The 24,825-nt window shown below is 61.2% G+C and carries 22 protein-coding genes; 11 read left to right on the top strand and 11 right to left on the bottom strand.

Going from position 1 to position 24,825, the window contains the following annotated elements:
* Positions 1-156 precede the first annotated feature (156 nt).
* Both PG897_RS02990 and PG897_RS02985 read left to right on the top strand, forming a co-directional pair.
* On the top strand, positions 157-393 hold the full coding sequence (locus PG897_RS02990) for an ECs_2282 family putative zinc-binding protein (protein WP_044799851.1): 237 nt from the start codon (positions 157-159) through the stop codon (positions 391-393).
* Positions 393-851, top strand: a complete 459-nt coding sequence (locus PG897_RS02985; RefSeq protein WP_085735108.1) for a hypothetical protein — start codon at positions 393-395, stop codon at positions 849-851. The genes PG897_RS02990 and PG897_RS02985 overlap by 1 nt, the downstream gene beginning before the upstream one ends.
* 122 nt (positions 852-973) lie before the next feature.
* Here the strand turns inward: PG897_RS02985 and sucD are convergent, their stop codons facing one another.
* The 8 genes from sucD to sdhC form a co-directional block, all read right to left on the bottom strand.
* On the bottom strand, positions 974-1,846 hold the full coding sequence (sucD, locus tag PG897_RS02980; RefSeq protein WP_005300222.1) for a succinate--CoA ligase subunit alpha: 873 nt from the start codon (positions 1,844-1,846) through the stop codon (positions 974-976).
* Complete coding sequence (gene sucC / locus PG897_RS02975; RefSeq protein ID WP_005300220.1) at positions 1,846-3,012, bottom strand: ADP-forming succinate--CoA ligase subunit beta; 1,167 nt, start codon at positions 3,010-3,012, stop codon at positions 1,846-1,848. Before sucC ends, sucD begins: the two co-directional genes overlap by 1 nt.
* 223 nt (positions 3,013-3,235) lie before the next feature.
* The gene (gene odhB, locus PG897_RS02970) at positions 3,236-4,423 is read right to left on the bottom strand and encodes a 2-oxoglutarate dehydrogenase complex dihydrolipoyllysine-residue succinyltransferase (RefSeq protein ID WP_025201810.1); all 1,188 of its coding nucleotides are present in this window, start codon (positions 4,421-4,423) and stop codon (positions 3,236-3,238) included.
* A 90-nt stretch (positions 4,424-4,513) separates the two neighbouring features.
* Positions 4,514-7,324 (bottom strand): 2-oxoglutarate dehydrogenase E1 component, encoded by a 2,811-nt coding sequence (gene sucA / locus PG897_RS02965; protein ID WP_201880812.1) that lies wholly within the window; start codon positions 7,322-7,324, stop codon positions 4,514-4,516.
* Positions 7,325-7,439: 115 nt separating this feature from the next.
* The gene (locus PG897_RS02960) at positions 7,440-8,156 is read right to left on the bottom strand and encodes a succinate dehydrogenase iron-sulfur subunit (protein ID WP_010634177.1); all 717 of its coding nucleotides are present in this window, start codon (positions 8,154-8,156) and stop codon (positions 7,440-7,442) included.
* 17 nt (positions 8,157-8,173) lie between these two features.
* Positions 8,174-9,940: a succinate dehydrogenase flavoprotein subunit gene (gene sdhA / locus PG897_RS02955; RefSeq protein WP_139752637.1), complete on the bottom strand. Its 1,767-nt coding sequence runs from the start codon at positions 9,938-9,940 to the stop codon at positions 8,174-8,176.
* A gap of 1 nt (position 9,941) precedes the next feature.
* Positions 9,942-10,286, bottom strand: a complete 345-nt coding sequence (gene sdhD / locus PG897_RS02950) for a succinate dehydrogenase, hydrophobic membrane anchor protein (protein WP_005300209.1) — start codon at positions 10,284-10,286, stop codon at positions 9,942-9,944.
* Positions 10,280-10,669: a succinate dehydrogenase cytochrome b556 subunit gene (gene sdhC / locus PG897_RS02945; RefSeq protein ID WP_005300207.1), complete on the bottom strand. Its 390-nt coding sequence runs from the start codon at positions 10,667-10,669 to the stop codon at positions 10,280-10,282. The genes sdhD and sdhC overlap by 7 nt, the downstream gene beginning before the upstream one ends.
* A 424-nt stretch (positions 10,670-11,093) precedes the next feature.
* Between sdhC and PG897_RS02940 the strand changes: the two genes are divergently transcribed.
* From PG897_RS02940 to PG897_RS02930, 3 genes are all read left to right on the top strand, one after another.
* Positions 11,094-12,380, top strand: a complete 1,287-nt coding sequence (locus tag PG897_RS02940; RefSeq protein WP_005300205.1) for a citrate synthase — start codon at positions 11,094-11,096, stop codon at positions 12,378-12,380.
* Positions 12,381-12,474: 94 nt separating this feature from the next.
* On the top strand, positions 12,475-12,801 hold the full coding sequence (locus PG897_RS02935; RefSeq protein WP_005300200.1) for a DUF4377 domain-containing protein: 327 nt from the start codon (positions 12,475-12,477) through the stop codon (positions 12,799-12,801).
* A gap of 112 nt (positions 12,802-12,913) precedes the next feature.
* Positions 12,914-13,408, top strand: coding sequence for a GNAT family N-acetyltransferase (locus PG897_RS02930; protein ID WP_024941598.1), 495 nt, complete (start codon positions 12,914-12,916; stop codon positions 13,406-13,408).
* 66 nt (positions 13,409-13,474) lie between these two features.
* Here the strand turns inward: PG897_RS02930 and fabB are convergent, their stop codons facing one another.
* Positions 13,475-14,686, bottom strand: coding sequence for a beta-ketoacyl-ACP synthase I (gene fabB, locus PG897_RS02925; RefSeq protein WP_010634180.1), 1,212 nt, complete (start codon positions 14,684-14,686; stop codon positions 13,475-13,477).
* 90 nt (positions 14,687-14,776) lie between these two features.
* Between fabB and mnmC the strand changes: the two genes are divergently transcribed.
* Positions 14,777-16,789 carry a bifunctional tRNA (5-methylaminomethyl-2-thiouridine)(34)-methyltransferase MnmD/FAD-dependent 5-carboxymethylaminomethyl-2-thiouridine(34) oxidoreductase MnmC gene (gene mnmC, locus PG897_RS02920; RefSeq protein ID WP_201880810.1) on the top strand — a complete coding sequence of 671 codons (2,013 nt, stop codon included), beginning with the start codon at positions 14,777-14,779 and terminating at the stop codon, positions 16,787-16,789.
* An 89-nt stretch (positions 16,790-16,878) separates the two neighbouring features.
* Here the strand turns inward: mnmC and PG897_RS02915 are convergent, their stop codons facing one another.
* Complete coding sequence (locus tag PG897_RS02915) at positions 16,879-17,478, bottom strand: DUF922 domain-containing Zn-dependent protease (RefSeq protein ID WP_017779966.1); 600 nt, start codon at positions 17,476-17,478, stop codon at positions 16,879-16,881.
* 335 nt (positions 17,479-17,813) lie between these two features.
* Here PG897_RS02915 and dcuC point away from each other — a divergent pair, with 335 nt between their 5' ends.
* The 5 genes from dcuC to PG897_RS02890 all read left to right on the top strand — a co-directional run bounded on the left by dcuC (position 17,814) and on the right by PG897_RS02890 (position 24,253).
* Positions 17,814-19,166 carry an anaerobic C4-dicarboxylate transporter DcuC gene (gene dcuC, locus PG897_RS02910; protein ID WP_005300187.1) on the top strand — a complete coding sequence of 451 codons (1,353 nt, stop codon included), beginning with the start codon at positions 17,814-17,816 and terminating at the stop codon, positions 19,164-19,166.
* A gap of 129 nt (positions 19,167-19,295) precedes the next feature.
* Positions 19,296-20,954, top strand: a complete 1,659-nt coding sequence (locus PG897_RS02905; protein ID WP_024941600.1) for a bifunctional metallophosphatase/5'-nucleotidase — start codon at positions 19,296-19,298, stop codon at positions 20,952-20,954.
* Positions 20,955-21,151: 197 nt separating this feature from the next.
* Entirely contained in the window at positions 21,152-22,795 is a 1,644-nt protein-coding gene (locus PG897_RS02900; RefSeq protein WP_024941601.1) for a hypothetical protein, read from the top strand.
* 139 nt (positions 22,796-22,934) lie between these two features.
* Positions 22,935-23,438, top strand: coding sequence for a M48 family metallopeptidase (locus tag PG897_RS02895; protein WP_005300181.1), 504 nt, complete (start codon positions 22,935-22,937; stop codon positions 23,436-23,438).
* Between the two features lie 26 nt (positions 23,439-23,464).
* Positions 23,465-24,253: a DUF2927 domain-containing protein gene (locus PG897_RS02890; protein WP_024941602.1), complete on the top strand. Its 789-nt coding sequence runs from the start codon at positions 23,465-23,467 to the stop codon at positions 24,251-24,253.
* 139 nt (positions 24,254-24,392) lie between these two features.
* Here the strand turns inward: PG897_RS02890 and PG897_RS02885 are convergent, their stop codons facing one another.
* Positions 24,393-24,641: a DinI family protein gene (locus PG897_RS02885; protein ID WP_005300177.1), complete on the bottom strand. Its 249-nt coding sequence runs from the start codon at positions 24,639-24,641 to the stop codon at positions 24,393-24,395.
* Positions 24,642-24,825 lie beyond the last annotated feature (184 nt).

Genomic DNA, 24,825 nt, shown 5'->3' with positions numbered 1-24,825 from the left:
CTCGAAAATAACTTGTAAGAGTTTGATATTATCTTTGCGAACGTCTGATTACGCTGCACTCATCGAACCTCATAGGTTGACCCAGTAGTTACGATAGGTGCCTCAATAACTGTTATTTCGTTGCATTTTAAAAATCTGCAACGTAAGGATAACTGCATGAAGAAAGATTACTCGATCGAGGTTGTCATACTTTGCCCTGTATGTGGGAACACTCAGTTTGAAACCGTTTCAGATCTATTTTTCGTTTGTTCTGATTGCAAAAGTGAGTTCGATAAAGACTCTCTAATCGAGCAGAACACCATCTCAACAGAAACGGCGATTGAGGAACTACAACAGGAGTTTTTAGCTGATTTAAAAAAAGACTTTAAAAAGCTTTTTAAAGGAACTAAATAATGACTCTAACCGATATAATTGCTCTTCTGGCGTTGCTCCTATCTGCTTACTCTGCATACAAAACAATGGAGTTTAATCGGCGTCAGAATGAGTTTGCGAACACAGCTGATCATTTAAACAAGCTGCTATTACGTAGAGAACAAGATGACGCAGTAGACGCTATCAGCGCAGATCTCAATGCTCGTGTTGTTAAAATCGGCAAAGGACATCGCTTAAAAATATACAACAAAGGAAAGTCACCAGCTAGAAATATAACGTTAGAATGCCCTGTTGTTAGAGAGTTTTCGATCATGGATGATGCGCTTCCTATTGATGTCATACAACCAGGCGGAAACTTTGATCTGATTGTTGCTACTGCAATGGGAGCTCCATCTGCGGTAACAATCAAGCTGGTTTGGGATGATGAAAGAGGCCGCAATAGAGAGGTTGAAACCACCATTTCACCTTATGGGTCTTAGCTCATAGATTCGAGTAACACTGCTTATTCTGACATTCACGAACACCTATTACTATTTAAGATAGTCAGCCATAAAAAAGCCGCCCATTGGGCGGCTTTTTCAATTAGAGATAACAGGCTGACTTACCAGCCGGTCACTTCACGCAGGGCCTTGCCGATATCGGCCAGGGAGCGCACGGTTTTCACGCCGGCATCTTCCAGGGCGGCAAATTTCTCGGCCGCGGTGCCTTTACCACCGGCGATGATGGCGCCCGCATGACCCATGCGCTTGCCAGCCGGAGCGGTGACGCCCGCGATGTAGGAGACCACCGGCTTGGTGACGTGGGCCTTGATGTAGGCAGCCGCGTCTTCCTCGGCGTTGCCGCCGATCTCGCCGATCATCACGATGGCTTCGGTCTGCGGGTCATTCTGGAACATCTCGAGGATGTCGATGAAGTTGGAACCCGGGATGGGGTCACCACCGATACCGACGCAGGTGGACTGGCCGAAGCCCTCGTCCGTGGTCTGCTTGACCGCTTCGTAGGTCAGGGTGCCGGAGCGGGAGACGATGCCCACCTTGCCCGGCTTGTGGATGTGGCCGGGCATGATGCCGATCTTGCACTCACCCGGGGTGATGACGCCCGGGCAGTTGGGGCCGATCATCCGCACGCCGGTTTCCTGCAGCTTCACCTTGACGTCCAGCATGTCCAGGGTCGGGATGCCTTCGGTGATGGTGACGATGAGCTTGATGCCGGCATCGATGGCTTCCAGGATCGCGTCCTTGCAGAACGGGGCCGGTACATAGATGACGGAGGCGGTGGCGCCAGTGGCTTCCACGGCGTCACGGACGGTGTTGAACACTGGCAGGCCCAGGTGAGTGGTGCCGCCTTTGCCCGGGGAGACGCCGCCGACCATCTGGGTACCGTAGGCAATGGCCTGTTCGGAGTGGAAAGTGCCCTGACCGCCGGTAAAGCCCTGGCAGATCACCTTGGTGTCTTTGTTGATCAGAACGCTCATTATTTGGCCTCCGCTGCTTTTACCACTTGCTGAGCTGCGTCAGTCAGACTCGTTGCGGCGATGATATTGAGGCCGCTGTCGGCCAGTTTACGGGCACCCAGTTCGGCGTTGTTGCCTTCCAGACGCACCACTACGGGCACTTTCACCCCCACTTCCTTGACCGCGCCGATGATGCCTTCCGCGATCATGTCGCAGCGCACGATACCACCGAAGATGTTGACCAGCACGGCTTGTACCTTGCTGTCGGAGAGGATGATCTTGAACGCCTCAGTCACCCGCTCCTTGGTGGCGCCGCCGCCGACGTCCAGGAAGTTGGCCGGTGAACCGCCGTGCAGGTTGACGATGTCCATGGTACCCATGGCCAGGCCCGCACCGTTGACCATGCAGCCGATGTTGCCATCCAGCGCCACATAGTTCAGCTCCCACTGGGCGGCGTGCGCTTCACGGGGGTCATCCTGGGACGGGTCATGCATCTCGCGCAGCTTCGGCTGGCGGTACAGGGCGTTGGCGTCGATGTTGATCTTGCCGTCCAGGCAGTGCAGGTTGCCCTTGTCGGTGATGACCAGCGGGTTGATTTCCAGCAGGGCGAAGTCGCAGTCCAGGAACATCTGGCCCAGACCCATGAAGATCTTGGTGAACTGCTTGATCTGATCGCCGACCAGACCCAGTTTGAAGGCCAGCTCGCGGGCTTGATAAGGCTGCGGGCCTACCAGCGGATCGATGGCGGCTTTGTGAATGAGTTCCGGGGTTTCGTGGGCGACTTTCTCGATCTCCACGCCACCTTCGGTAGAGGCCATGAAGACCACGCGACGGCTGCCACGGTCAACCACGGCGCCCAGGTAGAGCTCCTTGGCGATGTCGGTGCAAGATTCCACCAGGATCTTGGTAACCGGCTGACCGTTGGCGTCAGTCTGATAGGTCACCAGGTTCTTGCCCAGCCAGTTTTGGGCGAAGGCACGGATCTCGTCCTTGCTCTTGGCCAGCTTGACGCCGCCCGCTTTACCGCGGCCACCGGCGTGGACCTGGCACTTGACGACCCAGGTGTTGCCGCCAATCTTGTCGGCCGCTTCGGCCGCTTCCTGCGGGGTGGCACAGGCATAACCTTCGGAGACCGGCAGGCCATACTCGGCAAACAGCTGTTTTGCCTGATATTCATGCAGATTCATAGATGCTCTATCCGTGTTGTAGGTATTTCCGTCCGGGGCTCGTGTTTCTCAATCCCCTGTGAAAGAGGCCAGGGTGGCCCCTCGTTATCTTTCTAATTTCACTTTCACTCAGACGTTCCGTCAGGGCCGCGAGGGCCCCCGCTTGCCGCCGGGCGACAGACCCGGCGGCAAGCTTGTGGCGCGGCTTGGCAAGCCCACAGGCTTGCCACTCCGGCCGATTTCCTTAGACGTCCAGCAGCAGACGGGTCGGATCTTCCAGCAGCTCCTTGATGGAGACCAGGAAGCCTACCGACTCGCGGCCGTCGATGATGCGGTGATCGTAGGAGAGCGCCAGGTACATCATCGGCAGGATCTCGACCTTGCCGTCGACGGCCATGGGGCGGTCCTGGATCTTGTGCATGCCCAGAATGGCGCTCTGGGGCGGGTTGATGATCGGGGTGGACATCAGGGAGCCGAACACGCCACCGTTGGTGATGGTGAAGTTGCCGCCGGTCAGTTCGTCCACGGTCAGCTTGCCGTCACGGCCCTTGCCGGCCAGATCCTTGATGGCCTTCTCGATGTCGGCCAGGCTCATGCTGTCGCAGTCACGCAGCACCGGAGTCACCAGACCACGGGGGGTGGAGACGGCGATGCTGACGTCGAAGTAGTTGTGGTAGACGATGTCGTCACCGTCCAGCGCCGCATTCACTTCCGGGTAGCGCTTGAGGGATTCCACTACCGCCTTCACGTAGAAGGACATGAAACCGAGCTTGATGCCGTGCTTCTTCTCGAAGATCTCGCCGTACTGCTTGCGCAGCTTCATGATGGGCGCCATGTTGATCTCGTTGAAGGTGGTCAGCATGGCGGTGGTGTTCTTGGCCTCCAGCAGACGCTCGGCGATACGCTTGCGCAGACGGGTCATGGGCACGCGCTTTTCAGTGCGACCGGCCAGCGGGGCGACCGGTGCAACCGGGGCTGCGGCGGCGACCGGCGCGGCGGCAGGCTTGTTGCCACCCTTGATGAAGGCTTCCACGTCTTCCTTGGTGACGCGACCGCCCTTGCCGGTACCGGTCAGCTTGGCAACGTCGATGTCGTGCTCGGCCACCAGGCGACGCACGGAGGGGCTCAGGCCATCGGCGGCGTCATCGGCTACCGCTTCCACCGGCTTCTCCTTGGTCTCTTCGCCGGCCACCGGGGCAGGCTTGAGCATGGCGATCAGCTGGCGGGAGAGCACGGTGGCCCCTTCGCTTTGCAGGATGTCGCCCAGCACGCCGGCTTCCGGCGCCGGCACTTCCAGCACGACCTTGTCGGTCTCGATGTCAACCAGCACTTCGTCACGGGCAACCAGATCACCCGGCTTCTTGTGCCAGGTCGCGATGGTGGCATCCGCCACTGATTCCGGCAGGTCCGGTACTTTGATCTCGATAGTCATCTAATCAGTTCCTTGTTTACTTCTTGGCCAGCGGGCTTGTTCTTGGTCGAAGAGGACGCTCCCGGGGAGCGCCCTCTCCTTCACAACTCGTTATTCCAGGGTGAGTGCGTCTTCCACCAGGGCTTTTTGCTGCTTGGCGTGGACGGACATGTAACCGACGGCCGGCGAGGCCGAGGCCGGGCGACCGGCATAACGCAGACGGGCATGGCTTGGCAGCACGCTGTCGTAGTGATGACGGGTGCAGTACCAGGCGCCCTGGTTCTGCGGCTCTTCCTGACACCAGACGAAGTCGGTGACGTGGGCGTAGTCGGCCAGGATGGCGCGCACTTCCTCTTCCGGGAAGGGGTAGAGCTGCTCAATCCGCACCAGCGCCACGTCCTGCTGCTCGGCCTTGCGACGGGCATCGAGCAGGTCGTAGTAGACCTTGCCGGAGCAGAACACCACGCGCTTGACGCCCTTCGGATCCAGCGCATCGATCTCGCCGATGGCGTTCTGGAAGGTGCCTTCGGCCAGCTCTTCGAGCTTGCTCACCGCCAGCGGGTGGCGCAGCAGGGATTTGGGTGTCATCACGATGAGCGGACGGCGCATCGGGCGCACTACCTGACGGCGCAGCATGTGGAACACCTGCGCCGGGGTGGACGGTACGCACACCTGCATGTTGTGCTGGGCGCACATCTGCAGATAGCGCTCCAGACGGGCGGAGGAGTGCTCCGGACCCTGCCCTTCGTAACCGTGCGGCAGCAGCATGGTCAGGCCGCACATCCGGCCCCACTTCTGCTCGCCGGAAGAGAGGAACTGGTCGACCACCACCTGAGCGCAGTTGGCGAAGTCGCCGAACTGGGCTTCCCAGATGGTGAGGCCGGCCGGCTCGGCGCTGGCGTAGCCATATTCAAACGCCAGTACCGCGTTCTCGGTCAGCACCGAGTCGTACACCTCGAACGGGCCTTGCTCGTCGTGCAGGTTGCACAGCGGGGTGTAGGTGCTGGCATCGGTCTGGTTGTGCAGCACAGCGTGGCGGTGGAAGAAGGTGCCGCGGCCGGAGTCTTCCCCGGTGAAGCGGATGCGGGAACCCTTGTCCACCAGGGTGGCGTAGGCCAGGGTCTCGGCAAAGCCCCAGTCCACCAGCTTCTCGCCGGCGGCCATCAGGCGACGGTCTTCGTAGATCTTCTCGACCTGGCGCTGCAGCACGTGGGTCGCTGGGTACTGGCTCACCCGCTCGCCCAGGGCCTTCAGGTGATCCATCGGCACTGTGCTGTCATAGGGCATGGCCCAGTCGTGGCCCAGATACGGGGTCCAGTCGACGGAGTGCAGCTCCATCGGACGCCACTCCTTGCTCACCCGCTCACCGCGATCCAGGGTGTCGCGATACTCGTTGACCAGGGTAGTGGCCAGCTCCTGGCTGATGACGCCATCGGCCACCAGCTGATCGGCGTAGATCTTGCGCGGGGTCGGGTGCTGTTTGATCTTCTGGTACATCAACGGCTGGGTGGCACTCGGCTCATCGGCCTCGTTGTGGCCGTGACGACGGTAGCAGACCAGCTCGATCACCACGTCGCGCTTGAAGGTGTTGCGGTAATCCAGCGCAATCTGGGTCACCAGCACCACGGCTTCCGGATCATCACCGTTGACGTGCAATACGGGGGCCTGCACCGCTTTGGCGATGTCAGTGCAATATTCGGTGGAGCGCAGGTCACGAATATAGGAGGTGGTGAAGCCCACCTGGTTGTTGATGACGATGCGCACCGTCCCGCCCACGCCATAGGCTCGGGTCTGGGACATGTTGAAGGTCTCGGCCACCACGCCCTGACCGGCCATGGCCGAGTCACCGTGGATGGTGATGGGCAGTACGGTCGAGCCGTCCTTGTCACCGCGGCGGTCCATGCGGGCACGCACGGAGCCGATGACCACGGGGTTGACGATCTCGAGGTGAGACGGGTTGAAGGCGAGCGCCAGGTGGACGTTGCCGCCCGGAGTGGCGAAGTCGGACGAGAAGCCCATGTGGTACTTCACGTCACCCGTGCCCCAGGATTCGCCGTGCTTGCCGGCAAACTCGTCGAACAGGTCCTGGGCGCGCTTGCCCAACACGTTGATCAGCACGTTGAGGCGACCGCGGTGGGCCATGCCGATGACAGCCTCTTTGCAGCCCTGCTCACCGGCGCGACGGATCAATTCTTTGAGCATGGGTACCATGGCATCGCCCCCTTCCAGGGAGAAACGCTTGGCCCCCGGGAACTTGGCGCCCAGGTATTTTTCCAGCCCTTCGGCGGCAGTCAGGCTCTCGAGGAAACGGGTCTTCTCTTCGAGGGTATAGCTCCCCTTCCCTTCGATGGATTCGAGCCTGTCTTGCAGCCAGCGCTTCTCCTCGGTGGAGGTGAGGTGCATGTAGTCGGCGCCTATGCTGCCGCAATAGGTCTTTTTCAGCGAGGCATAGAGATCGGAGAGCACCATGGTCTCGCGACCGATGGCGTAGGAGCCCACGTTGAAGGTGGCCTCCATGTCCGCGCCTTGCAGGTTGTGAAACGCAGGGTCCAGTTCGGCAACGGTTTCACGCGCCCACAGGCCGAGCGGATCCAGATTGGCGTTTTGATGGCCGCGGAAGCGGAAGGCGTTGATCAGCTGCAGTACCCGCACCTGCTTGGCATCCACTTGCGGATCGGAGACGGGGGCACTGTAACGGGAGGGCTCCTTGGCCAGGCGACGGAAATAATCGCGGACCCGGGAATGGGGTTGTTCTATCGCATGGCCATTGACCTGGGGCAGCGAGCTAAACAGGCTGCGCCACTCTTCGGCTACGGATTCGGGGTCTTCCAGGAAGGATTCGTACAAATCCTCGATATAGCTTGCATTCGCACCAGCCAGGTGAGATGACTCCAACCAGGCCTTCATCACGCCGTTATGCATTTCTATCCCTTGTACATCTTGTTCACTGCAGCGCAGCTTGTAGGGGTCAAATAGCCATCCAGGCTGGATGGCTATCCAGAGGTCGGGCCTGGCGCGTGACGCCCTGGCCCTGATATCAAACAGCCCGGTTGAGCAGCATCGACTTGATGTGGCCGATGGCCTTGGTCGGGTTCAATCCCTTGGGACAGACGTTCACGCAGTTCATGATGCCGTGGCAACGGAACACACTGAAGGCGTCATCCAGATTACCCAGTCGCTCGGTCGCGGCGGTGTCGCGGCTGTCCGCCAGCCAGCGGTAGGCGGCGAGCAGCCCGGCCGGGCCGATGAACTTGTCCGGGTTCCACCAGAAGGAGGGGCAAGAGGTGGAGCAGCAGGCACAGAGTATGCACTCGTACAGGCCATCCAGCTTGGCGCGCTCTTCGGGGGATTGCAGGTGCTCACGCACGGGCGGCAATTTCTCGTCGTTGATGAGGAAGGGTTTGACCTTCTCCCACTGGGTGTAGAACTGGGTCATGTCGATCACCAGATCGCGGATCACCGGCAGGCCTGGCAAGGGGCGGATAACGACGTTATTGCCCTTCTTCAGCAGATCGGAGAGCGGGGTGATGCAGGCAAGACCGTTCTTGCCATTCATGTTGAGACCGTCTGATCCACAAACCCCTTCGCGGCAGGAGCGGCGGAAAGCGAGCGTGGGATCCAGCTCCTTGAGCTGGATCAGTGCGTCGAGCACCATCATGTCGGAACCTTCAGGAATATCAAGACGATATTCCTTCATATGGGGGACGTTATCAACATCCGGATTGTATCTGTAGACAGAGAATGTGACGTTCATTGTGCTTGGCTCCGCAATCAGTAAGTCCGGACCTTGGGCGGGAACGCCTCACGGGTCTTGGGTGACATGTTGACAGCGCGACGGGTCATGGACTCGGTGTCCGGATGATAGAGGCTGTGGCACAGCCAGCTCTCATCGTCACGCTCCGGGAAATCGAAGCGGCTGTGGGCGCCCCGGCTCTCGGTACGGAAGTTGGCGGCCACCGCGGTGGCATAGGCGGTCTCCATCAGGTTGTCCAGCTCCAGGCACTCGATGCGCTGGGTGTTGAACTCCCTGGAGGTGTCGTCCAGACGGGCGTTCTTGAGGCGCTCGCGGATGAGTTTCAGCTCGGCCAGCCCTTCCGCCATGGCATCCCCTTCGCGGAACACGGAGAAGTTGTTCTGCATGCAGCGCTGCAGATCCTTGCGGATCTGGGCCGGGTCTTCACCGTTACGGTTGCTTTCCCAGCGGTTGAGGCGCTCGAGCGCCTTGGCGATGTCGGCGTCGGTAGCTTCCACGCCGTGCTCCATCGAGCCCAGGGTCTCCACCAGGTGCATGCCGGCGGCACGACCGAACACCACCAGATCCAGCAGGGAGTTGCCGCCCAGACGGTTGGCACCGTGCACGGAGACACAGGCGATCTCGCCCACCGCGAACAGACCTACCACCGGCACGTCGTTGCCATCCTTGTCCTGAGTCAGGCACTGGCCGTTCACGCTGGTCGGCACGCCACCCATCATGTAGTGGCAGGTCGGGATGATGGGGATGGGTTCCTTGACCGGATCCACGTGGGCGAAGGTGCGAGAGAGCTCGCAGATGCCCGGCAGACGGGATTCCAGTACCTCTTTGCCGAGGTGATCCAGCTTGAGCTTGATGTGCGGGCCCCAGGGACCGTCGCAGCCGCGACCTTCGCGGATCTCGATCATGATGGAACGAGCCACCACGTCGCGACCGGCCAGATCCTTGGCGTTAGGCGCATAACGCTCCATGAAGCGCTCGCCGTCTTTGTTCAGCAGGTAGCCGCCTTCACCGCGGCAACCTTCGGTGACCAGTACCCCTGCCCCGGCGATGCCGGTGGGGTGGAACTGCCAGAACTCCATGTCCTGCACGCCGACCCCGGCACGCAGCGCCATGCCGACACCGTCACCGGTGTTGATGTGGGCGTTGGTGGTGGACTGGTAGATGCGACCGGCGCCGCCAGTGGCGAGCACGGTGGCCTTGGCCTTGAAGTAGACGACTTCACCGCTCTCCATGTCGATGGCGGTACAGCCGACGATGTGGCCGTCCTGGTTCTTCACCAGATCCAGCGCATACCACTCGGAGAAGACGGTGGTCTTGTTCTTGACGTTTTGCTGATACAGGGTGTGCAGCAGGGCGTGGCCGGTACGGTCGGCAGCCGCCGCGGTACGGGCAGCCTGCTCGCCACCGAAGTTCTTGGACTGACCGCCAAACGGACGCTGGTAGACGCGGCCGTTGTCGAAGCGGGAGAAGGGCAGACCCATGTTCTCCAGCTCATAGACGGCCTCGGGGCCTGTCTTGCACATGTACTCGATGGCTTCCTGATCACCGATGTAATCGGAACCTTTCACGGTGTCATACATGTGCCACTGCCAGTTGTCGTCGTGGGCGTTGCCCAGCGCAACCGTGATGCCGCCCTGGGCGGAAACCGTGTGGGAACGAGTCGGGAAAACCTTGGAAAGCAGTGCGCAGCTCTTGCCGGATTGGGCAATCTGCAGCGCGGCGCGCATGCCGGCACCACCGGCGCCGATCACGACCGCATCAAATTCACGAGTTGGAATAGTCACCTTACACACCCCACAGCACGACGAAACCCGTCATCAGATAGACAAACAGCACCACCACCAGTGCAAACTGCAGCGCACCGCGCAGCCCGACCGGCTTGATATAGTCGGTCAGCACCTGCCACAGACCGATCCAGGCGTGGATCAGCACACACAGCAGCGCCAACAGGGTGAACACCTTGGTGAAGGTTTTCGCGAAGAAACCGGTCCACACCTCGTAGGTGATGTCGTTGCACGCAACGAAACCCACCAGATAGAGGACATAACAGGTCATGATGAGGGCGGTGGCGCGGATCAGGATGTAATCGTGAACACCGCTGCGCCCGAATGTTGCAGAATTGGTTACCATACCAGAACCCCCGCCAATACCGCCAAAATCGCAGTGATCACGAAGGCCACACGGGCACTCTGATTACCGGATTCCAGCTCTTCCCAATAGCCCATGTCCATGACCAGGTGACGCAGCCCGCCCACAATGTGGTAAGCCAGCGCGGTCAGGATCCCCCACAGCACGAATTTGACCAGGAAGTTGTCCATGATGGACACCACGGTCTCAAATCCTTCGGGAGAGGCGAGTGAAGTACCAAGCATCCACAGCAAGATTGAGAGCGCCACAAAGGTGATGACCCCTGAGACACGATGCAAGATGGAAGCGATGGCGGTGACAGGAAAGCTGATCGTCTGTAGGTCGAGGTTTACAGGTCTCTGTTTATTTTTCACGGCTTTGCCCACTCAGCTCCATTGAGCACGTTAGTTATTGTTTTTTCACGCTTATGAGGGCATGGAGTGGCATTTGTTAGGTTTTTGTTACCAAAACAACTCGGGAAAGCCAAAAACGACATTTTCAATATCACATCTGGCTTTGCGAAAGCGTTTCAAACACCGACAGCCATCACCCACGAGGCGCAGTATATCGGCGGGCTTAACCAATGACAATCAATTAGCTACAAAGAAAACCCAAAACCGTAAACCAGATCTCACAACTGATTTAACAAAACATTAATGATCATCCAGCAAAATTGACAACAGACCTGAACTCTGTTTCAAATAAGGCGCTCCAGCCGCCCTGGTACGGGTCAGAACCTTTGCCAGCGTCATCAAACTCGTAATAAAGTAGAGCTGGAATCAAATTATAAAAGAGCAAAGGAGACGTGCTATGGCTGATAAGATAGCCACCCTACATCTGCCCGGCAAAGACCCGGTAGAACTCCCGATCCTGTCAGGAACTGTCGGACCTGACGTGATCGATGTCAGAAAGCTGGGCGCGCAAGGGTACTTCACCTTCGACCCCGGTTTCATGGCCACCGGTTCTTGCAAATCATCCATCACTTACATAGATGGCGATCAGGGTGTCTTGCTGCACCGTGGTTACCCCATCGCCCAGTTGGCCACCCAGGCCAGCTACCTCGAAGTCTGCTACATCCTGCTGTACGGCGAGGCGCCCACCAAGGCGCAATACACGGAATTCGAACGTCTGGTCACCCGCCACACCATGGTGCATGAGCAGATCGCCTTCTTCTTCCGCGGCTTCCGCCGCGACGCTCACCCCATGGCCGTCATGTGCGGCGTGGTCAGCGCGCTTTCCGCCTTCTATCACGATGCCCTCGACATCAACAACGAAGAGCACCGCGAGATCTGCGCCTTCCGTCTGCTCTCCAAGATGCCGACCCTGGCCGCCATGTGCTACAAGTACTCCATCGGCCAGCCGTTCATGCAGCCGCGCAATGCCCTTTCCTATGCCGGCAACTTCCTGCACATGATGTTTGGGGTGCCGACCGAAGAGTACAAGGTCAACCCCATCGTCGAACGTGCCATGGACCGCATCTTTACCCTGCATGCGGACCACGAGCAGAACGCCTCTACCTCCACCGTGCGTCTGGCTGGCTCCTCCGGTGCCAACCCGTTCGCCTGTATCGCCGCGGGGATCGCCTCCCTGTGGGGTCCAGCCCACGGCGGAGCCAACGAAGCCTGCCTCAAGATGCTCGAGGAGATCGGCTCCGTGGATCGCATCCCCGAGTACATCGCCAAGGCCAAGGACAAGAACGATCCGTTCCGTCTGATGGGCTTCGGTCACCGGGTCTACAAGAACCACGACCCCCGTGCCACCGTGATGCGCGAAACCTGTCACGAGGTACTGACCGAGCTGCAGATCAAGGATCCGCTGCTGGACGTGGCCATGGAGCTGGAGCGCATCGCGCTGTCCGACCCCTACTTCATCGAGAAGAAGCTCTACCCGAACGTGGACTTCTACTCCGGCATCATCATGAAGGCCATCGGCATCCCCATGTCCATGTTCACCGTGATCTTCGCCATCTCCCGTACCATCGGCTGGATTGCCCACTGGAACGAAATGCACTCGGATCCGGATCAGAAGATTGGCCGTCCGCGCCAGCTCTACACCGGTCAGCCACAGCGCGAGTTCACCCCGCTCGACCAGCGTTGAGTCGCAGGTTTCAGATATTTTGTTACAAAGGCGGTCATTGACCGCCTTTTCATTTGCCGCTCTAATGCCCCCCCTTTTAGCCAAGGAGTCCATCATGAGACCATTATTCATCAGCGCCGGCGCCGCCCTGCTGCTCAGCGCCTGCCAGAGCGCCCCTGCCCCGACCGCCGGCGAGACCCTCTACGTCAACAGTCAGCTGGTGCACTGCGTCGGTGTCGGCCCCATGCAGTGCATGCAGGTGCGCAGCGACGAGCAGCAGCCCTGGACCCTGTTTTATCAGCAGATCGAAGGCTTCCAGTTCGAACCCGGCTACCGCTACCAGCTGAGCGTCAGCAAGGAGCAGCTCACCGATGTGCCGGCAGATGCCCCTTCCCTGCGCTACCAGCTCATCAAGGTCGTCAGCAAACAGGCGGCGCGCTGATCAAAAAAGGCATCATTTGAAGATGCCTGTTCAGTTGGTGACCCGCTTCTGGTAGGCTGGCTGACGCATTCACTATTTAATCAGCGTTTTCGGGCAGTCATGCCCTGCCACTATGATCAAGATCCGCACGACCCTGGCCAACGATTGGCCCGCCATCATGGCCATTCAGGATGAGTGTTATCACCAGCTGGATCCTGAACCCATCGACGTCATGAGCAACAAGGCCGAACTGGCGCCCGACTGCTGCTGGGTCGCCGAATATCAGGGCCAGGTACTGGGTTACCTGCTCTGCCACCCTTGGCGCGCCCACCAGCCACCGCCCCTCTCCGTGTCCATGCAGCGCCTGGCCGGCAACGACGAGTTCTATCTGCACGATCTCGCCGTCTCCAGACAGGCTCGCGGCAAGGGGATCGGCCAGCGGCTGCTCGCCACCGCCCTCGCGTTTGCCACCGACGAAGGGTTCGAGCACGCCGGTCTGGTGGCGGTACAGGATGCGCCGGCCTTCTGGCGCAAGCAGGGGTTCAAGCCTGCCAGCACCCAGAAATCCCTGGCCGAATACGGCGAGGGCGCCACCTACATGCGATTGCCACTGCAGGTGCGAGCCTGACGAATGACGAACACCCAATAAAAAAGGCGCCTTGCGGCGCCTTTTTTGCAACTCATGACGGGCTCATCAAGCCTTGAACTTGCTGAACACCAGGGAGGCGTTGGTACCGCCAAAGCCGAAGCTGTTGGACATGACGGTGTTGAGCTCGGCCTCTTCGTACTCGCGTACGATGGGCAGACCTTCAGCCTTCTCGTCCAGGGTCTCGATGTTGATGCTGGGGGCGATGAAGCCGTGTTCCATCATCAGCAGGGAGTAGACAGCCTCGTGCACGCCGGCGGCGCCCAGCGCATGGCCGGTCATCGCCTTGGTGGCAGAGATCTTGGGACCGTTGGCACCAAACAGGGTCTGGATAGCTTCCAGCTCTTTGGTATCACCGACCGGGGTGGAGGTGCCGTGGGTGTTGATGTAGTCAACCTTGCCAACACCTTGCATCGCCATCTTCATGCAGCGCACCGCACCTTCACCGCTCGGGGCGACCATGTCGTAACCGTCGGAAGTGGCGCCGTAGCCGGTCAGCTCGGCATAGATGTGAGCACCACGAGCCAGCGCGTGCTCCAGCTCTTCGATCACCAGAATGCCGCCGCCACCGGAGATGACGAAACCATCGCGGTTCGCATCATAGGTACGGGACGCCTTTTCCGGCGTGTCGTTGTATTTGGTAGACAGCGCGCCCATGGCGTCAAACTGGATGGTAGAAGACCAGTCCAGCTCTTCACCGCCACCGGCGAAGACCACATCCTGTTTGCCAAGCTGGATCAGCTCCATGGCGTGACCGATGCAGTGAGCGGAGGTCGCGCAGGCGGAGCTGATGGAGTAGTTCACGCCCTTGATCTGGAACGGGGTCGCCAGGCAGGCAGAGGTGGTGGAGGACATGGTGCGCGGCACCATGTAGGGACCCACACGCTTGACCCCTTTCTCGCGAGCGATGTCCACCGATTCCGAGGTGTTCTTGCCGGAAGCACCACCCGAACCGACCACCAGGCCGGTACGCTCGTTGGAGACCTGGTCTTCCGCCAGGCCGGCATCTTCAATGGCCTGCTGCATGGAGAGGTAGGCGTAGGCCGCGGCGTCACCCATGAAACGCATGACTTTACGGTCGATCAGTTCAGACGGATCGAGTTTGATGTTACCCCAGACACGGCTGCGCAGGTTGTGCTGCTCGAACTGCTCGGAATAGGTGATGCCAGATTTGCCTGCTTTCAGGGAGGCCAGCACTTCTTCCTTGTTGTTGCCGATACTGGAGATGACGCCGATACCGGTGATCACTGCTCTTCTCATTAATTCATCTCGTCTGGAAAAACTGGCACCGAGTCTACCCGCTTTCGGCTGCCAAACTGGTCTGCTTTCACGTAGAATGCCCGCGATTTTGTGACGCGAGCCGAGGAAAACGTGAGTCAAACATCCTTACATCATGCCCGATTGGACTGGAATGAAGCGGGAACTCCAGTCTCCAGTGAGTTCGGGGATGTGTACTTTTCCAATGATAACGGTCTAAGTGAAACCCGCTACGTCTTTTTGCAGCAAAATCGGCTGCCAGCGCGATTTTCGCACCACGATAGTGACATTTTCGTGATAGGTGAGACAGGTTTCGGCACAGGTCTTAACTTTCTGGCGACAATGGCCGCCTTTCTGGAACAGGCGCCCCAAACCGGCAACGGTTCCCGGCTGCACTTCATCAGTTTCGAAAAGTACCCGCTCACCCAGGCCGATCTGCGCAAGGCGCTGACGGCCTGGCCCGAGCTTGCCCACCTGAGCCAGGATCTGATTGCCCAGTGGCCGCTGCCGGTCTGCGGCTGCCATCGCCTCATCTTTGCCGGCGGCCGCATCCGGCTCGATCTCTGGCTTGGCGACATCAAGGAGATGCTGCCCCAGGTGCCCCACCCGGCAACGGGGCTGGTGGATGCCTGGTATCTGGATGGCTTCTCGCCGGCCAAGAACCCCGAGATGTGGACCCAGGATCTGTTCGACGGGCTGGCCCGTCTCGCCCGCCCCCAGGCGACCATAGCCACCTTTACCTGCGCCGGCTTCGTGCGCCGCGGCCTGATTGCCGCCGGCTTTGCCATGCAGAAAGTGAAGGGCCACGGCAGCAAGCGGGAGATGCTGGCGGGCGAGCGCGCAGACAAACTGCCGCAGCAGACCATAGCCCCCTGCTATGCCCGTCCGGCCGGGCGGAAGGAAGAAGTGCTGATCATTGGCGGTGGTATCGCTTCGGCCATGACGGCGCTCTCGCTGGTGGAGCGGGGCCGCAAGGTCACCCTCTTGTGCCAGGATGACGAGCCGGCCGGCGGCGCCTCCGGCAATCGCCAGGGGGCGCTCTATCCGCTGCTCAACGGTGAGCACGATGCCCTGTCGCGCTTCTATTCGCTGGCCTTCGGATTTGCCAGAAGCCGACTGCTGGCCTTGGCCGAGCGCCACCCCGTCGCCTTTTCCCTGTGCGGCGTCACCCAGCTCGGTTATGACGATAAGTCCGCCGCCAAGCTGACCAAGATGGCGCAAGGCCCCTTCCCGCCCGAGCTGATGCAGGTGCTTTCCGAGCCAGAGGTCGAGCAGGTGGTCGGCCTGCCTTGCGGCCACGGCGGTGTCAGCTATCCGCTGGGGGGCTGGCTCTGCCCGGCCGATCTCACCCGCGCCGCCATCCAGGAGGCGCAGGCCGGCGGGCTGCTTGAGGTGCTCTTCAATACCCGGGTCGCTACCGTGACCGAACAGGCGGATGGCTGGCAAGTCGAAAGCTGTGAAGGTCGCCGCTGGCAGAGCCCCACCCTGGTGGTGGCCACTGGACACCAGTTGCCGGCGCTCATCCCCTTTGCCGAGCTGCCGCTCTATCCGGTGCGCGGCCAGGTGAGCCATGTGCCCACCTCCGCCAGCCTGAGCCAGCTCAATACCGTGCTCTGTTATGACGGCTACCTCACCCCAGCCAACGAAGGTCAACACTGCATCGGCGCCAGTTATGGCCGCAACCAGACCGAACTCGCGTTTCGCGCCGAGGAGCAGGCCCAGAACCAGGCGCGCCTGCAGGCCTGCCTGCCGCAACAGCGCTGGCCTGCCGAGGTGGACGTGAGCGGCAACCAGGCCCGGGTCGGCGTGCGCAGTGCCAGCCGGGATCATCTGCCGGTGGCGGGGCCGGTCGCCAGATTGGCGGCGCTGGCGGATCACAATCTGAAGGCGCCCGTTGATCAGCAGAGTCCATTGCCCCTCTACCCCGGTCTCTATGTGCTGGGGGCGCTCGGCTCACGGGGTCTGTGCTCGGCCCCCCTCTGCGGCGAGCTGCTCGCCAGCGAGATCTGCGGCGACCCGCTGCCGCTGGCCGCCGATCTGCTGGAGGCGCTCCATCCGGCCCGCTACTGGGTACGCAAGCTGCTCAAGGGCAAGCCGTTGCAGTAAGCCTCAGGTGCTCAGCTGAAGGCTCGGCAAGGCACAACAACAAAACGGGCTCCCCAAGGGAGCCCGTTTTTCATGGATGGTATGTGGCGTCAGATGCCCTTAGGCCAGTTGAGCCCCAGCTTGCGGCCATGGTCGGTCTGCTGCTGCAACTGGGCAAAACGCTCGCGCAAGCTGGCCAGTCCCCCCTGCCCACGCTGCCAGGCCTGATACTGCAGGGCGGCGCAGTCACGCTCCACCGGCAACTGGGCCAGCTGGATGCCAAGCTGGCTCACGCTCTCCAGCAAGATGTCCTTGTGGCGGCTCTCATAATCGAACATGGCGGCCACCAGCTTGTCCCACTTCTGGCGCTCGGCGACGGAGGCCTTGGCCTTGTCCATCCAGTTCGGCACCATCACCTTGATGCGGGTGGTGACCTTGACCTGCTCCAACTCGCAGCGCTGCGCCCCGGGGCTGGTCTGCAACTGCCAGGAGAGTTGATAGCTGGCCATGCCGATGTGGCCATTGGCCCGGGCTGTGCCCGCATTGGTCATCTGGCGGGCCAGGCTCGCCACATCCGGCCCGGAAACCCGATAAAACTGGAAGTCTACCTTGATGTCAGGCACCGCCTTGATGCCGGTGTAATGGGAACTCTCGGCCCCTGCGGTGGCGGCGAACAACATCAGTGCCACCATGAAAAGTTTGCTGACCATTCCCATCTCTGCTGCCTTGACCTCGTTGCTGGCGGGGTTGTTATTTTAATTAATAATCAACGCATTAATATTCAAAGCAGGAGATTAACCGCGATCCCCGCGACTGTCACCTACTCCCGTCACAAAGCCTAAGTGTCAGCTTGACAAGTCGCAACCCCGCGCCCGTATTGATTTGCAAGCGAGATCACAAGTGATGCGCTACATCATGGTGGGTTACCCCTTATTGGATAATAATCGCCGAGTTTTATGTCGATGCATTTCGGGATTGGCCAGATTAACCTCCAAGTTGACGCCAATAATGCATCCACTCCCATTCGTACTCAGGAACTCACTCTATGATGGAACTCCTTATTGGTACCCTGGTCACCCTTGCCGTGGGCCGCTACATCTTCAAGGGCTACTCGGCCACCGGGGTGCTGCTCAGCGGCGGCCTGCTGCTGCTGGCGATCACCGCCCTGATGGGCAAGGCGGTGTTGCCCGCCAGCGTCACCTCCACCGGCCACGTGGCCACCGACGTGTTCGAATACGTGCGCTTCCTGCTGGTAGACCGGGGCGGCGGCCTTGGCATGCTGATCATGGTGCTGTGCGGCTTCGCCGGCTACATGAGCCACATCGGGGCCAACACCATTTTGGTGAAGCTCGCGAGCAAGCCGCTCGGCGTCATCAAGTCCCCCTATATCCTGCTGGTGGCCGCCTACCTGGTGGCCTGCGCCATGTCGCTGGCGGTGAGCTCCGCCACCGGCCTTGGCGTGCTCTTGATGGCCACCCTGTTCCCGCTGATGGTCAACATGGGGATCTCCCGCGGCGCCGCGGCAGCGGTGTGCGCCTCGCCGGCTGCCATCATCCTGGCCCCCACCTCGGGGGACGTGGTGATGGCCGCCCAAGCCGCCAACATGGAGCTCATCGAGTTTGCCTTCAAGCTGACCCTGCCCATCTCGCTGGTGGCCATCGCCGCCATGGCGGTGACCCACTTCTTCTGGCAGCGCTATCTGGATCAGAAGGCCGGCGAGCACAACGCCGCCGTCGCCCCGAGCGACCTCATCACCGACGCGCCCGGCTTCTACGCCATCCTGCCCTTCACCCCCATCATCGGGGTGCTGCTGTTTGACGGCAAACTGGGGCCCAAGCTCGACATCGTCACCATCATCGTCATCTGCCTGGTGCTGGCTGCCCTGCTGGAGCTGGTACGCAAGCGCAACGGCAAAGAGCTGCTGGACGGGCTGCAGGTGTGCTGGCGCAGCATGGCCGATGCCTTCGCCGGCGTGGTGATGCTGTTGGTGGGGGCCGGGGTGTTTGCCCAGGGCCTGATGGGGCTCGGCTTCATCGCCAACCTCTTGGATCTGGCCCAGAGCTTTGGTACCGGCGGCATCGTCATCATGCTGGTGCTGGTGGTCATCACCACCCTGGCCGCCTTTACCACGGGCTCCGGCAACGCCCCCTTCTACGCCTTCGTGGAGCTTATTCCCCATCTGGCTACCAGCCTCGGCGTCAACCCGGCCTACCTGGTGATCCCCATGCTGCAGGCCTCCAACCTCGGCCGCACCATCTCGCCGGTCTCCGGGGTGGTGGTCGCCTGTGCGGGGATGGGTAATCTCTCTCCGTTCGAGGTGGTCAAACGTACCTCGCTGCCGGTGGCCGTCGGCCTGCTGGTGGTGATCCTCGCCACCCAGATCATGGTGCCCGCCTGACGTGGTCGGGGCTCCCTGAGCGGATGCCCCGCCTCTCCCCGCTCTGCCAGCCCGGCCTGCCGCCGGGCTGGTATCTCCCCCCGCCATTGGAGTAGACTCGGTGCTCTTTTTTCTCTAAGGAGGACCGAGATGAGTATTACGGTTCAACTTGCCCATTTCAGTGACTGCCACTCCCATTTCGACGGCGCCCCCATGCGCTTCGCCCCCGCAGGAGAGTCCGAGTGGCGCACCCAGTGCGGCGGCTATGCCCGTATCCTGACCCGGCTCAACGCCCTGCGCCGGCAGGCGGACGAGGCGGGTCAGCCCTGCCTGTTTCTGCACGGTGGCGACACCTTCCAGGGCTCGCTCTATTTCAACCGCTTCAAGGGGCGGGCCAACGCCGATCTGCTGAGCCTGCTGCGACCGGACGCCATGGTGATCGGCAATCACGAGTTCGATCTCGGCAACGGTCCTCTGGTGGAGTTCCTGCGCCAGCTCGATTTTCCGGTGCTGGCCGCCAACCTCGACAGCAGCCAAGAGCCGGCCGATACCCCACTCCCCCTGCGCGGCCTGTCCAATCTGCACGATGTCAGCCGCCCCTGGCAGCGGCGCCAGCTCGGCGGCGTGCCCTTTGCCCTGCTTGGCATCACCTTGCCGCAGATGGCCGCCATCGCCAACCCGGATGCCCACACCCGCTTCCACGGCATCGAGCAGACCCTGAAGGCCGCACTGGCAGAGATCAAGGCCGCCGGCATTCAGCACATCATCCTGCTCAGCCACCTGGGGCTAGAGCAGGACAAACGGCTGGCCGAGCGTTTCCCCGAGCTCAGCCTCATCATCGGCGGCCACACCCACAGCCTGCTGGGGGAGCTGGCGCCGCTCGGGCTCGACAGCGAAGGCAGCTACCCGCTGATGGTGAACGGGGTGGCCGTCCTGCACGCCGCCCACAGCGCCCTCTGCCTCGGGGTATGCGAGCTGGCCTTTGACGAGCGCGGCCGGGTAGCGCGCAGCCGCGGCCAGCTGGAGTGGCTGCCCTGGCAGCTCTGGCCCTTTGCCGGCAATCCGCCGGCCGGGCTCACCTTCTGCGACCCCGACCCCGAACTGGAACAGCATCTGGCCAGGCGCTACCGGCCCGAGCTGGAGACCATGACCCAGCGCATCGTGACCCGCCTTGACGAGCCGCTGCACCACCAGCGGCTGCCCGATGCCAACCTGCCGGCCGGCAGCCAGGTCGCCCCCCTGGTGGCGAGCGCCATGCTGGCCAGCGCCCGCGAGCAGGTCGGTCAGGTGGACTTTGCCCTGCACAACGCCGGCGGGGTGCGCTGCTCCCTCGAACCCGGGCCGCTCAGCGAAGCGGACATCGCCGGCCGCCTGCTGCCCTTCGCCATCCCGCTCACTCTCTATCGGGTGCACGGTCATGAATTGGCCGAAGCGCTGGAGGGGGCCATCGACAACGCCACCAACAACGGCGTGACGGGCAATGGCAGCGGCAGCTTCCCCTACACCGCCGGAGTGCGCTTCTGTTATCAGGCGGATCAGCCCAAGGGGCGCCGGATCACCCGGCTGGAGTGGGAGCGTGCGCCTGATGAGTGGCAAGCGGTCGAAGCCGACGCCGTCTATCGGGGGGTCTCCAGCGCCTACACCGCCTCCGGCAAGGAGGGCTACACAGCGCTGGCCCGCACCCTGACCCAGCACAATCAGGAGCTCGGCATCACCCTGGCGGATGCCTTCATTCGCTGGGCTCGCTATCTGCCGGCGCTCACCGCCATGCCGGCGCGGGTGGAGTATCAGGGGCCGACCGCCGGCTGATCCCCCGCCAGCCGGGGCGAAAGCCGGACTCGGCTTCGCCCTTTGTCCCCGTACGCAATAAAACGTGCCGCTTTCTTGTCGTAAAGCGGCACTTTTGCAAATTATTTCAAGCACATTCCCCTGGCCCATTGCATCGTGTGGTCAGGCTCGGCAAGATAGGCCCGCTTTCGAGACTTCCCAGCAGGAACAGGTCACCCATGAATCATGCCATCCGTTTTACTCCTCCTCGCGTCAATCCGGGCCTGCGGCCGCTGGTGATCCTGCTCACCGGTTTGCTGGCCTTGCTGTTCTGCCTGCGCAACCCGCTGTTCCACGGCATGGCGCCGGGCTTCGACGCCTCGCTGTTTGCCGTGATGGGCAAGATGTGGAGCGAGGGGGGCGTGCTCTATCGGGACATGATCGACATCAAGGGCCCCATGATCTTCGCCCTCGACGCCTTCGGCTACGGCCTCGGCGGCTTCTTCGGGATCTGGCTGCTGGAATGGGCGCTCTGCTGGCTGGGGCTGATGGCCAGCTGGCAGGCCTTCGGCCAGCTCGGCCTCTCATTGCGGGCCCGGCTCGGCAGCATGCTGGCGGTACTGGCGCTCTACGGCACCCGCTACTACTACGGCAACATGACCGAGGACTGGACCTTCCATTTGGCCCTCATCGCCCAGTGGGCCTTCATCACCATGCTGCTGGACAAGCGCTGCAGCTGGGGACCGGCGCTGGTGGCCGCGCTCACCTTTGCCATCGTTGCCTGGATGCGCACCAACAACGGCGCCTTCTGGGGCGCCTGGTATCTGGTGCTGTTCTGCCACTGGTGCCTGCGCGAGCAGTGGCGCTGCGCCCTCTCCCTGCTCTGCTCCAGCCTGCTGGGGCTGGCGCTCGTCGGCGGTCCGCTGCTGGCCTACTTCCAGCACCACAACCTGCTGGCCGAATTCAAATACTACGCCTTCGACATCTTCTTCGAGGGGAGCTATGGCAACGGCTTCTCGCCGGATGTGGGCAGCGTCGGCCTGCTGCGTACCGGCCTCATCATGCTGCTGCCCGCCTTCATCGTGCTGATGATGAGCCGGCGTCAGGAGTGGTACCTGCCGGTGCTGTGCGCCACCCTGTTTGGGGTCATCTTCACCCTGATCGCCAACTCGGTCTCCGGCCACGTGTTCGATCACTACGACGTGCTCTATCTGCAGCTGGCCCTGCTGCCGCTGGCCTGCCTGCTGGATCGCAGCGAGCAGCAAGCCGATGCCCTCGGTCTGCTCTGCATCTCGCTGGTGGTGCTGACCGCCAGCTGGCTGCTGGCCCAGCAGCTCGGTTACGGCTGGAGCACCAAGGAGTGGTCACTGGAACGGGTACGTGAAGTGCTCGGCAACAGCCTGCTGTGGGCACTGCCGGTGCTCATTCTGGTGCCCCTGTGGCGCGCCTGGGATGTGCGCAGTGCCACCCCCTGGCTCGCTTCGCTGGCCATGCTGGCCCTGCTGCTCAACAACGCCTGGGAAGGCAGCCAGAAAGGCCGGCCCTTCAACCCGCCGGCCCAGGTACGGGTCGACCGGATCCTGGCCGAGACCACCCCTGCCGACAAGATCTGGGTGGATGGCATCCAGCCGCAATATTACCTCTGGACCGATCGCCAGCCGGCCTCCGCCTACCTCTTCTTCGCCAACGTCAACCCGCCCTACGACGTGCGTGAACGAGTGCTGGCGGATGTAAAACGTCAGGAGCCCAAATTTATCATCGCCAAGCCGGATCGGGTTGCCGATGAGCTCAAGAAGCCGGACTCCCCCTCCAGTCTCGCCTTCTATCAATATCTGGTGAGCCAGTATGAAGAGGTGGAGCCGGGTCTCTATCGCAGACGCTGAGCCCCCTTGAGCGAACAGGGCCGTCATCCCGCGATGACGGCCTTTTCATTGCGGTGAGGCAGGCCCGGCCCGAAACGGTAGGCAAGCGGCGACGCGCTGACTACAATGGCGCTCTTTTGATGTATTGAGTAATGCAGACATGGCGGAACTGACCTATCTCGGTGGCTACCCCGAGCCCCTCAAGGCCCAGGTGCAACAGCTGATCGCGGCGGGCAAGCTCGGGGAGGTGCTGGCCAGGCGCTATCCTGAGACCCACCTCATCCAGAGCGACAAGGCGCTGCTCGCCTACACCATGGAGCTGAAGAACCGCTATCTCAAGAGCTCGGCGCCGCTTTCCAAGGTGATCTTCGACGGCAAGATCAACGTGATCAAGGATGCCCTCGGCCTGCACACCTATGTGAGCCGGGTGCAAGGTAGCAAGCTCAAGGCAAAGAACGAGATCCGCATCGCCGCCCTGTTCAAGGAGGCCCACCCGGCCTTCCTGAAGATGATCGTGGTGCACGAGCTGGCCCACCTGAAAGAGAAGGATCACAACAAGAGCTTCTATCAGCTCTGTCAGCATATGGAGCCGGACTATCATCAACTGGAGTTTGATCTGAGGCTCTGGCTCACCTGGCGCGATCTCGAGCGTGCCGCACGCTGACCCATCGCAGGTTTCAAGGAGGAGACATGACCCCGTTGCGCCGACCACTTGCCCGCTGGTTGATGGCGGCACTCTTGCTGAGCCCTTCCCTCTCGGCGGCTGAACGCTGGCAGAGCGATGCCTATCTCACCGCAAGCTTCTTTGAGATCGCCATGAAGCGGGAGTACGGCCACGAACAGAACGTGCGCTTCTCCCGCTGGGAGCAGCCTATCCGGCTCAAGCTGGTCAACGAGTTTGGCGACAAGGCGCTGCAAAGCGAGGTGGTCAGGGTGCAGAGCCAGCATCTGGCCGGCATCATAGGCCGCCCCATCGCCCTGGTCAGCGAGCGACCCAACATCACCCTGATCATGACCGAGCGCGCCAAGATGGCGAGCTGGGCCCAGCGCACCATGGGGCAGGATGCCTCCGTCAAGACGGCGCTCAAGGAGGGGCTCTGCATGGCCAACTTCACCACCAATACCCGCCGCGAGATGGCCCGCGCCACCATCATCATTCCGGTGGATTACAGCCGGGCCAAGGGGCGCTTCCTCGACTGCGTGGTGGAGGAGCTCACTCAGGTGATGGGGCTGCCCAACGATTCGGACAAGGTGTTTCCCTCCATCTTCAACGACAACAGTATCGACAGTTTTCCGACCGGGCTCGATTACGTGCTGCTCAAGCTCGCCTATCACCCGGCCCTGCAGGCAGGCATGACGGCCAGCGAAGTGCGCGCCGCCCTGCCCATCGCCCTCAAGGCGCTGCGGGCCAGCGGCGACATCGCCCAGGCCGATCAGCGGGTGCAGGTCAACAGCCTCAAACGCTGGGCCGGGCTCTAACGCTTACTGCCTGTTCTAGGCTTTGAGGATTAAGGGCTGAAGGCTCGACAAGCACGGGCTCCCATCCCGCGAAAACAAAAAACGCAGCCGTGGCCGCGTTTTTTCTGTCTATCCAATTCTCATATGCTCGACGCCTGGCTCAGGAGGCTGCACTCTCCGGCATCCAGCTGTCGGCGTTCTCCCACACCTCCTGCACCATGGCTTCCGCCAGCTCCTTCTCCTCCTTGCTGGCCCGGCTGACGGTCAATGCCATGGCACTACCGGGGGCGACGCGAACATGCAGGTCGGGGAATTTCTCGCCCAGCTGCTTGAGCAACTCCTGGCGCAGCGCCTCCATGGTCGAGGTGGGCACCTGATGTTTCTTGTCGATGATGATTTCCAGACGCATAGGATACTTCTCCATGATTTTTACTGTATTTTTATACAGTGAAAGTCAAAAGTAAAGAGGGCGCCAGCGGCTGACCAAAAACTCTTTCCTGCCAGACCTTCTCCCCCTGATGCATTTGGCTGCCTATTCAAGCGGTCAATCGAGCAAACGGCGCAACGCAGCAACGCAGCAACGCAGCAACGCA

The organism is Aeromonas sp. QDB20, assembly GCF_027707805.1.
GTDB classification, from domain to species: domain Bacteria; phylum Pseudomonadota; class Gammaproteobacteria; order Enterobacterales; family Aeromonadaceae; genus Aeromonas; species Aeromonas dhakensis.
This window is presented reverse-complemented; position numbering and strand designations above follow the sequence as displayed.

Coding starts and splice junctions, on each gene's coding strand:
- PG897_RS02990 (WP_044799851.1), top strand. CDS start 157: ATGAAGAAAGATTACTCGATCGAGGTTGTCATACTTTGCCCTGTATGT.
- PG897_RS02985 (WP_085735108.1), top strand. CDS start 393: ATGACTCTAACCGATATAATTGCTCTTCTGGCGTTGCTCCTATCTGCT.
- sucD (WP_005300222.1), bottom strand. CDS start 1,846: ATGAGCGTTCTGATCAACAAAGACACCAAGGTGATCTGCCAGGGCTTT.
- sucC (WP_005300220.1), bottom strand. CDS start 3,012: ATGAATCTGCATGAATATCAGGCAAAACAGCTGTTTGCCGAGTATGGC.
- odhB (WP_025201810.1), bottom strand. CDS start 4,423: ATGACTATCGAGATCAAAGTACCGGACCTGCCGGAATCAGTGGCGGAT.
- sucA (WP_201880812.1), bottom strand. CDS start 7,324: ATGCATAACGGCGTGATGAAGGCCTGGTTGGAGTCATCTCACCTGGCT.
- PG897_RS02960 (WP_010634177.1), bottom strand. CDS start 8,156: ATGAACGTCACATTCTCTGTCTACAGATACAATCCGGATGTTGATAAC.
- sdhD (WP_005300209.1), bottom strand. CDS start 10,286: ATGGTAACCAATTCTGCAACATTCGGGCGCAGCGGTGTTCACGATTAC.
- PG897_RS02940 (WP_005300205.1), top strand. CDS start 11,094: ATGGCTGATAAGATAGCCACCCTACATCTGCCCGGCAAAGACCCGGTA.
- PG897_RS02935 (WP_005300200.1), top strand. CDS start 12,475: ATGAGACCATTATTCATCAGCGCCGGCGCCGCCCTGCTGCTCAGCGCC.
- PG897_RS02930 (WP_024941598.1), top strand. CDS start 12,914: ATGATCAAGATCCGCACGACCCTGGCCAACGATTGGCCCGCCATCATG.
- fabB (WP_010634180.1), bottom strand. CDS start 14,686: ATGAGAAGAGCAGTGATCACCGGTATCGGCGTCATCTCCAGTATCGGC.
- PG897_RS02915 (WP_017779966.1), bottom strand. CDS start 17,478: ATGGTCAGCAAACTTTTCATGGTGGCACTGATGTTGTTCGCCGCCACC.
- dcuC (WP_005300187.1), top strand. CDS start 17,814: ATGATGGAACTCCTTATTGGTACCCTGGTCACCCTTGCCGTGGGCCGC.
- PG897_RS02905 (WP_024941600.1), top strand. CDS start 19,296: ATGAGTATTACGGTTCAACTTGCCCATTTCAGTGACTGCCACTCCCAT.
- PG897_RS02900 (WP_024941601.1), top strand. CDS start 21,152: ATGAATCATGCCATCCGTTTTACTCCTCCTCGCGTCAATCCGGGCCTG.
- PG897_RS02895 (WP_005300181.1), top strand. CDS start 22,935: ATGGCGGAACTGACCTATCTCGGTGGCTACCCCGAGCCCCTCAAGGCC.
- PG897_RS02890 (WP_024941602.1), top strand. CDS start 23,465: ATGACCCCGTTGCGCCGACCACTTGCCCGCTGGTTGATGGCGGCACTC.
- PG897_RS02885 (WP_005300177.1), bottom strand. CDS start 24,641: ATGCGTCTGGAAATCATCATCGACAAGAAACATCAGGTGCCCACCTCG.